The sequence below is a fragment of the Hyphomicrobium album genome (assembly GCF_009708035.1).
Classification (GTDB): Bacteria; Pseudomonadota; Alphaproteobacteria; order Rhizobiales; family Hyphomicrobiaceae; genus Hyphomicrobium_A; species Hyphomicrobium_A album.
The window spans coordinates 82,222-90,116 of sequence record NZ_WMBQ01000003.1 but is presented as its reverse complement, the minus strand read 5'-3'; the positions used below and the strand labels follow the sequence as shown (position 1 = coordinate 90,116).

Below are 7,895 nucleotides of genomic sequence, written 5' to 3'. Positions count from 1 at the left end.
AGAGGAAGAGGCCGAGCCACGAACAGATCCTGGAGATCGGTGCTGACGAAAATCCCCACGCGTGAAATCCCATCGACCGTTCCCCGCGTTCCCCTGCGCAGGCAAACTAGCTTTGTCGTGTTGCTCCGGTTTTTCTCAATGTGTCGCAACATTGCTCCAATAAGGAGAGTTTGCGGGCAGCGTTCGGCGCATTGCAGCTGGATCGGGGCCGCGGCGGCATCGATCATGTTCGAATGCTTGGCCTTAAAAGCCCCCGACCGATCCTCGGATGGTGCCAATTCTTTATCTCTTTGCCGCCTAGCGGCTCTCAATCTGCAGGCCTGTCTCCTTCGCCGGCCGTTCCGAGCTGTCCATTCGGCTTGCGCGTAAGCGACACACCGGCGTTGTTGAAACAGTGGGTTGGCGCTAACGGCCCACGACGAAAAACGCGCGAGCAACGTTTCGATACAAATCTCAAAGGACCAGCATTGCTACGACACATAACGCCAAATGGCAGCAACGATTGAATCTTACAAACAGGGCTCTGGTTCTTTTGCCTCCGATGGCGACGATTGAAGCATTCATGCTCACCGAAGAACTCGATTTCGTTCGTCGCGTTACGGAATGTTTTATTTCTCAACCCCGAGGCGAACATGACTCATCGCAGACCCGCGGGCCCATTGGGTGTCATTGTTTTCTTGGCTGGAAGCCTCCAGTTCGCTGGCGCGGCCCCCCAGGACGTGTTCGGTTCAATGTCGGGCTTTTGGATGGGGCCCGGGCGCATTGAATTCACCGAGGGCGCATCAGAGGCACTCGTGTGCAAGGCCTACTACACGACCGCGGGTCAGGCCAACCGGCTCAGTATCGCCCTGCGCTGCGCTAGCCCTTCCCAGAAGATCGAGTTGCGGGCTCAGCTAGTAGCGCAAGGATCCAATTTGACCGGGACCTGGGAGGAGCGAACCTACAACGCCAGCGGAACCGTCACCGGCCAAGCGACGGATCAGCAAATTACGTTTTCGATCGACGGAGCCGGTTTCACCGCCACGATGCAGGTGATTCAAGACAGCGGACAACAAACCGTATCCATCACGACGCAAGGCGTCGGCTTTAAGACCGTCAGCGTCGCGCTCAGCCGCAACGCGAGTGACCAAAAAGGGCAAACGTCACCCACGGCGCGATGAAATCACGTTTGATAGCCGCCCATCACGTCCGCAGCCCAATGTCTGCTGCGGGGGAGAGGACTGCTTGGGCTCGAATCCTGTCGGGTACACGATACGAACCCAGCAGAACGCACATGGGCAAGCAGACGCAGATCAGCGCTTCATAGTGGCAGACATCGCCCCGGTAACGCTCACGCCAGCAACCGCGAAGGGAAGGACACTGGGCAACTCGACAACTTGAACCAACCCACCGCCCGGTCGATTGGCGATCCTAATTTCCCCGCCGTCCCTGCGGATGATTTCGCGGGAGATCGTAAGGCCGAGCCCGGCACCAGGAACTTTCTGGCTACGCGCCCTGTCGGCACGGAAGAACGGCTCGAACACCTGGTCCAACACATCTGGTGCGATGCCCGGTCCATGATCGGAAATAGTAATCCGTGCCAATGGACCTCCCGTTACGGTTACAATGGCACGCACGCCATGGGTTGCGGCGTTGATGAAGAGATTCCGCAACGCGCGGCTCAAAGCGAGTCGGCTGGCTTTGACGTAGGCTTCGCGGGTATCGGTCACCTCGATCGCAAACTTCTGATCCTGCAACTCCGCTACGACGCTCCTGACCAGGTCATCCACCCGAATGACCTCCGGCGATGTCGTCGTGGTTTCCTCGCGGACGAGCTGTATGGCGCTGTCGGCAATGCGCTCCAACTCGTCAATGTCCTTGAGCCATAGTGCTCGCTCCTCTTCGTCGGCGACAAACTCGGCGCGCAGTCTCATGCGTGTCAGGGGGGTGCGAAAGTCATGACCGGCAGCCGCGACAAGCCGCATCCTGCTTTCGATCGCGCGCTTCAAGCGAGAGGCAAGCGAGTTGATCGCGGCTGCGGTCGCGCGTACCTCCGCCGGCCCTCGTTCGGCGAGCGCCGGGAGGATGCCGTCGGGGCTGACCGACTCTGCCGCGCTTTCGAGGAGCGCCAGAGGCCTGATCATACGATTGGCGGCGAACACCGCAATGGATCCCACACCGATTGTGATGAGTGCAAACCACATCCAAAATTCGGGATCTGAGGATGGATCAAAGTCCACCAAGATCCAGCTGCGAGGGCCGGCACGTACCGATGCGATGCGAAATCGGATGTCGTCTGTCTTGTGTGTCACGGTGATGTCGAGGGTCGCCCCAAGCCGCACAGTGGCAGAGCGGATCTTCTCCGTTTGATCCTCGTCCGGCGCACCTGCGTCGGGTCGGTGCGCCAGAAACCCGGCATCGGGATTTTGCTTCGCGAGGCGCTCCATTATGATGAGCTGCTTGGCGAGCAAGTCGACTTGGTCATCCATGGGTGTCGAAAAGACGTACAGCATCGCGAGCGTGATCAACGCGACAACCGAGACGATCGAAACCACAAGAAGCAAGGCGATCTTCGCCCGCAGCGTATTCATCTCGGCCTATCCGGAACATGGACCTTGGCGGCAAGTTGGTAGCCACCGTTGCGAATCGTCTTGAAGATCTGATCTGCACCGCCCTCCGACAGCTTGCGCCGCAGTCGGCTCATCAGTACGTCGATCGAGCGGTCCAGAACTTCGCCGTCACCTCCACGCGTCAGATCGAGGAGCTGATCGCGGGAGAGCACGCGGCCCGGTCGGTCGAGAAATGTTATGAGCAGGTCAAATTCGGCACCGGTAAGCGGAACATCTCTGCCGTTGGGGTCAGTCACCGAGCGGGCGGACGGATCGGCCACGAAGCCATCAAACTGGTAGAAGGCCATGTCGCGAGCCTCAGGGCCGGTCTTCGGTCCTCGACGAAGGACTGCGCGAATCCGGGCTACAAGCTCGCGGGGATTGAAGGGCTTGCCGAGGTAGTCGTCAGCACCGATTTCGAGACCAATGATCCGGTCGACATCCTCCTTCAAGGCGGTGAGCAGGATGATCGGTATGTTCGATCGCGCCGCTCGCAGATCGCGACAGAGATCCAGTCCCGACCCGTCGGGAAGCATCACGTCAAGGATGATGAGATCGATCTGATTGGTCAGAATCCTCTCGTGCACTTCCGCGCACTTTGATGCGAGCTGAACGCGAAAACCTTGCTCCTGCATGTAGCGGGCGATGAGTTTACGTATTTCGGTATCGTCATCGACGACGAGAACTTGCGGATGCGCGCTCATGGCCAGCTGTGAACGATCTATGTTTTATCGAGGCTGATGTAGCTTCGCCGTAGTGGGAAGGGGGAACTTTTTTGTGGCAAAGGCTATCTGCAGCCCACCGAGACACGTTTCGACACAAAAAAAGCCGGACAGAAACGTTGGGACATATAGGGCCGGCGGCCACGAGATTGCCAAAGCCTGATACTTCGTTTGGCTAACGCGCCTTCGTCAGGTCAGGCTGTGGAGTTTGAATGAGCGCTCCAAAGGTCCTGCGCGCCCACAGCTCGAGATCATCCATGACGGTAAAGACCGCAGGAACGTAGATGAGACTGAGGGCCGTCGAACTCAAAAGGCCGCCAATCACGGCGATTGCCATCGGGGCGCGAAATTCGGCATCGGCGCCAATTCCAAGCGCGAGGGGCATCATTCCTGCTCCCATCGCGACCGTGGTCATGACAATGGGCCGCGCGCGCTTACGCGCCGCGTCGACCAGCGCCGCGGTTCGCTCGAGGCCTTGCTTGCTCCGCGCCGTGATTGCGTATTCGACGAGCAGGATCGAGTTTTTGGCGGCTACGCCCATCAGCATGAGTACGCCGATGAGGGCCGGCATGGACAGCGATGAGCCGGTTACCACCATCAGCCCGAATGCACCACCGAGCGATAGCGGCAGCGCGGTCAGGATCGTAACCGGTTGAATGAAGTTGTTGAACAAAAGGGCGATAACGAACAACAGCAAGACAATGCCGGAACCTATGGCGAGGAAGAAGCCACTGAACAACTCCTCCATGGGTTCCGCGTCGCCCGCGGCTTGGCGCGTCACTCCAGGCGGAAGTGCCCTGATCGACGGAAGATTGGAAACGAGGTCCTCGGCTTGACCGGTGGTCAAGCCCACGAGCTCGGCCTCGACCGTAGCACTACGGCTGCGGTCGACGCGGTCGATCTGGTTGGGACCTGCACCGAGCGCGATGTCGGCGACGGAAGAGAGCGGCACGGTTCCGGTCGATGTTGGCACCTGCAAGCTCAGTATCCGTGCGAGATCGGACCTCGCACCGTCGTCAAGCATGACGCGGATGGAAATCTGGCGGTCCTGGAGGTTGAACTTCGGCAGGTTCTGATCGGCATCGCCGAGGGTAGCGATGTTGACTGTTTGAGCTACGGTCTCGGTTGAAATACCGAGCGTGGCCGCCTTGTCGGGTTTGAGCGTAATCTGCATTTCGGGACGTGCAAGGCTGGCCGTTGAGCCGGCGTTCTGAAAACCGGGCGTTGCCTGCATCTCGCGCGTGAGAGAAGACACGGTTCGCGACAGCATGTCCGCGTCGTCACTTCTGAGCGTGACCTGAACCTTGGCGCCGGACCTGCCATCGGCACCGAAGCGCACCCGCGCGCCCGGCACCACGGCAAGTTGGGGCGCCACGGATGCTTCAAACTGCTGCTGCGTGAGCGCCCGTTCGTCGCGCGGCTTCAGGTTCACCGTCAGGGTTGCCTTCCGCACCTCCGCTGAGGAACTTTCCGGTCCAATGGATCCCGACGACGCAGCTTGCGTTCCCAACGCCGTGTAAACTGACATGACCTCCGGCCGCGCTTTGAGGATGTCGATGGCCCTCCTTGCGGCGGCGTCCGTGTCCGCGAGGCTGGCGCCAGGCGCAAGTTCAATGGCAAGAACGGAGCGTCCTTTATCGGACGCGGGTATGAAGTCGGTCGGCAGCAGACCGGCCAGGCTCATGGAGCCGACGAAGAAGGCGATGCCGGCAAAGACCGTCAGCCATCGCCATCGCAACGTCCAGCCGAGAACGCGAATATAAGCCGGGGCCCAGAACGCTTCGTCGTCCTGCGTTCCGTGCGGCTTCATCAAATAGGCCCCCATCAGAGGCGTCAGCATGCGTGCAACGACGAGCGAGAAGAACACGGACGTGCAGACAGCGATGGCGAACGCCTTGAAGATTTGACCGGCAATTCCCGGCATCAAGCCCACCGGCATGAAGACAGCGATGATGGAAAATGTCGTCGCAACCACTGCAAGTCCAATTTCGTCGGCGGCTTCCATAGCAGCTTCGTAGGCACTATTGCCCGATTGACGCATGTGGCGGACGATGTTCTCAATCTCGACGATGGCGTCGTCGACTAGAATGCCGACCACGAGTGCGATGCCGAGTAGCGTGATGGTGTTCAACGACTCGTTGAGCAGGTACATGACGCCGAATGTGGGCAGCAAGGAAAGCGGTAGGGCGACGCTGGAAATCAGGGTGGCGCGCAAGTCACGCAGGAATAGCCAGACCACGACGATGGCGAGCGCCGCACCGACGAGGAGAGCCTCAATCGCCGCGGCGTATCCCTCGAGAACCTCATCGGTCGAAGAGGTCACTTCGCGGATGGCAACTTGGGGGTGCTCGGCGGCGAACGCCGCCACTTTTGCTCTGACAGCCTTGGTCACACCGACCTCGCCTGAGCCTACCGAGCGGTAAACGCTGAAGCCGATCACCTCCCTGTCGTCGAGACGCGCGCGTTGGCGGGGCTCCGCCCACGACCTTTCTATAGCGCCCAGCTCCGACAGCTTCACTGAGCGTCTGCCCTTCAAGAGCAATCGCGTTTGCGCAAGTGTCTCGACATCCATGGCGCTGCCAAGAGTTCTGATCGCCTGCTCACCGTGCGCGAGCGTCATGCGCCCGCCCGGCTGGTTGACGTTCTGCGCCTTCAGCTGCTCGGAGACTTCAGCCGCAGTGATGCCGAGAGCCAGCAGCCGATCGGGATCGAGCCGGACGCGAATCTCCTCCTTGACGCCGCCAGCTCGCTCGATCTTGGAGACGCCTCGGACCGACAGCACGGCTTTCGCCACGTCGTTGTCGATGAACCAGCTAAGGTCATCGGGGCCTATCTCGGGGGCGTCGACGACAAACGTCAGAATTGCCTGACCAGTTGCGTCGACCCGCTGCACCGTCGGTTCCAGAACGTCTGCCGGCAAGTTGGGGCGGATCGATTCCACCGCGTTGCGAACATCATCAGTCGCGCGGTCGATGTTGGTCCCTAGGGAAAACTCAATGCTGGTCGTAGAGATGCCCTCGTTGACCGTGGAGCGGATGTGCTCGACCTTGCCAAGGCCGGAGACGCTGTCCTCGACGATGCGCGTGACCTGTGTCTCCATCTCCGTCGGCGCGGCGCCGGTCCTGATGACACTGACGGTGACCGCCGGAATATCGATATCCGGCATGTCGTTGATGCGCAGCTTTGAGAAGCTCACGGCTCCCGCGAGTGACAGGAACAGGAACAAGATGATGGTGGGTACCGGATTGCGGATGGCCCAGGCAGAAATCTGGCTCATGGTGTTCGATTGAGCGATTGAGCGGACGCAACTTCGGCACGGACCTTCTCGCCATCGATTAAAAGCCCCGCGCCTTCGACAACGATGCGCTCGCCTGCAGCCAGACCCTGGACGACCTCGACAGCCGAGCTGGTCTTACGCCCGACCGTGATTGTCTTGAGAACCGCGGTTCCGTCGTCGCTCACAGTGAATACGGCTGCCTTTCCGTCGCGCCAGACGAGCGCTTTGAGCGAGACCGTCAGAGCTGCTGTGCCGCCAGCCTCGATTTCGACGCGGACGAACATGCCGGGCTTCAATTCTGTAGCCGCGGGCAGTGCAACGCGCACCGTGCCCAGGCGGGAATTCGCGTCGACCACCGGCGCCACGAGCCGCACGGAGGCGGGCGATACACGCCCCATCGGATCAATGACGTGCGCGGACTGCTGCGGGCGGATCTTGAATATGTCAGCTTCCGGCACCAGTGCATTCACTTCGATGCGCCCGTCCTGGATGAGGCGGAACAGCTCGGTTCCCGTTTGCACGACTTGCCCGAGGGTGGCGCTGCGGGTTGCCACAATGGCGTTCGTCGGCGCCACGATTTCTGTTTGAGCCAATTTCGATTTTGTTTCCGCCAGGATCGCCCGCGCCGAGGCGAGCTTTGCCGTGGTGGTCTTGACCAGCGTTTCCCGCTGCTCGATCGTTTGCTGGCTCATGACCCCACTGGGGACGGCATGCGCCCGTTTCTCGTCGGACACCGCATTGGCAAAGCTGGCCTCGGCCTCGGCGACGGCTGCGCTATTCTGATCGATCTGCGCCAGGAGAAGACTTTGATTGAGGCGCGCCAGGACGTCGCCCTTCTCGACCTTGTCTCCTTCATCGGCGCGGATATCGACGATCGCCAGTCCGTTGGCTTCGGAGCTGATCGGCATTTCCCGCCATGCGGCGACCGTACCAGTTCCCACGATCACGCTATCAATCTGGCTCTCTCGTACCGTGTCGACGGTGACTGTGAGAAGAAGCCTGCGGTCATCACCGCGATCTGCCGCGTAGGCCACGGTCAGCCAAGTCACGATCAGCGGGAAAGTGAACGACAGCAATGTCCCGACGCGTATAAGTGCCGGCATAGTGGCGACCTCAACTCTAGCGTTGGAGAATTGGGCGGCGAGTGGGGGCGCCGCCGTACGGTTGGCGCGCAAGGGCGGGCTCGCTCGCTCGCTGACCGATCAATGCCCTGACGTGTTACACTCCAGCAAATTGTGGAGCTGAGAACTCGTGGAGCCGGTTTCTATTTGCGCGGATGCGGGTCGAACCAGCAGGCGGCGATCCTGA

The 7,895-nt window shown here is 60.4% G+C and carries 6 protein-coding genes; 1 reads left to right on the top strand and 5 read right to left on the bottom strand.

Annotated features, from left to right (window positions below):
* Positions 1-227: hypothetical protein (locus tag GIW81_RS18925; RefSeq protein ID WP_210251972.1), on the bottom strand; the 227-nt coding region annotated here is incomplete at its 3' end.
* Positions 228-659: 432 nt separating this feature from the next.
* Here GIW81_RS18925 and GIW81_RS18740 point away from each other — a divergent pair.
* Positions 660-1,160, top strand: a complete 501-nt coding sequence (locus GIW81_RS18740; RefSeq protein WP_154740941.1) for a hypothetical protein — start codon at positions 660-662, stop codon at positions 1,158-1,160.
* Positions 1,161-1,292: 132 nt separating this feature from the next.
* Here the strand turns inward: GIW81_RS18740 and GIW81_RS18735 are convergent, their stop codons facing one another.
* From GIW81_RS18735 to GIW81_RS18720, 4 genes are all read right to left on the bottom strand, one after another.
* Positions 1,293-2,570, bottom strand: a complete 1,278-nt coding sequence (locus GIW81_RS18735; protein ID WP_154740940.1) for an ATP-binding protein — start codon at positions 2,568-2,570, stop codon at positions 1,293-1,295.
* The gene (locus tag GIW81_RS18730) at positions 2,567-3,292 is read right to left on the bottom strand and encodes a response regulator (RefSeq protein ID WP_154740939.1); all 726 of its coding nucleotides are present in this window, start codon (positions 3,290-3,292) and stop codon (positions 2,567-2,569) included. Before GIW81_RS18730 ends, GIW81_RS18735 begins: the two co-directional genes overlap by 4 nt.
* A gap of 193 nt (positions 3,293-3,485) precedes the next feature.
* Positions 3,486-6,587: an efflux RND transporter permease subunit gene (locus tag GIW81_RS18725; protein WP_154740938.1), complete on the bottom strand. Its 3,102-nt coding sequence runs from the start codon at positions 6,585-6,587 to the stop codon at positions 3,486-3,488.
* Entirely contained in the window at positions 6,584-7,663 is a 1,080-nt protein-coding gene (locus GIW81_RS18720; RefSeq protein WP_195930707.1) for an efflux RND transporter periplasmic adaptor subunit, read from the bottom strand. Before GIW81_RS18720 ends, GIW81_RS18725 begins: the two co-directional genes overlap by 4 nt.
* Positions 7,664-7,895: the final 232 nt, after the last annotated feature.

Bases quoted from the DNA above. Each gene is read 5' to 3' on its own strand.
- GIW81_RS18735 (WP_154740940.1), bottom strand. From the start codon at position 2,570: ATGAATACGCTGCGGGCGAAGATCGCCTTGCTTCTTGTGGTTTCGATC.
- GIW81_RS18730 (WP_154740939.1), bottom strand. From the start codon at position 3,292: ATGAGCGCGCATCCGCAAGTTCTCGTCGTCGATGACGATACCGAAATA.
- GIW81_RS18725 (WP_154740938.1), bottom strand. From the start codon at position 6,587: ATGAGCCAGATTTCTGCCTGGGCCATCCGCAATCCGGTACCCACCATC.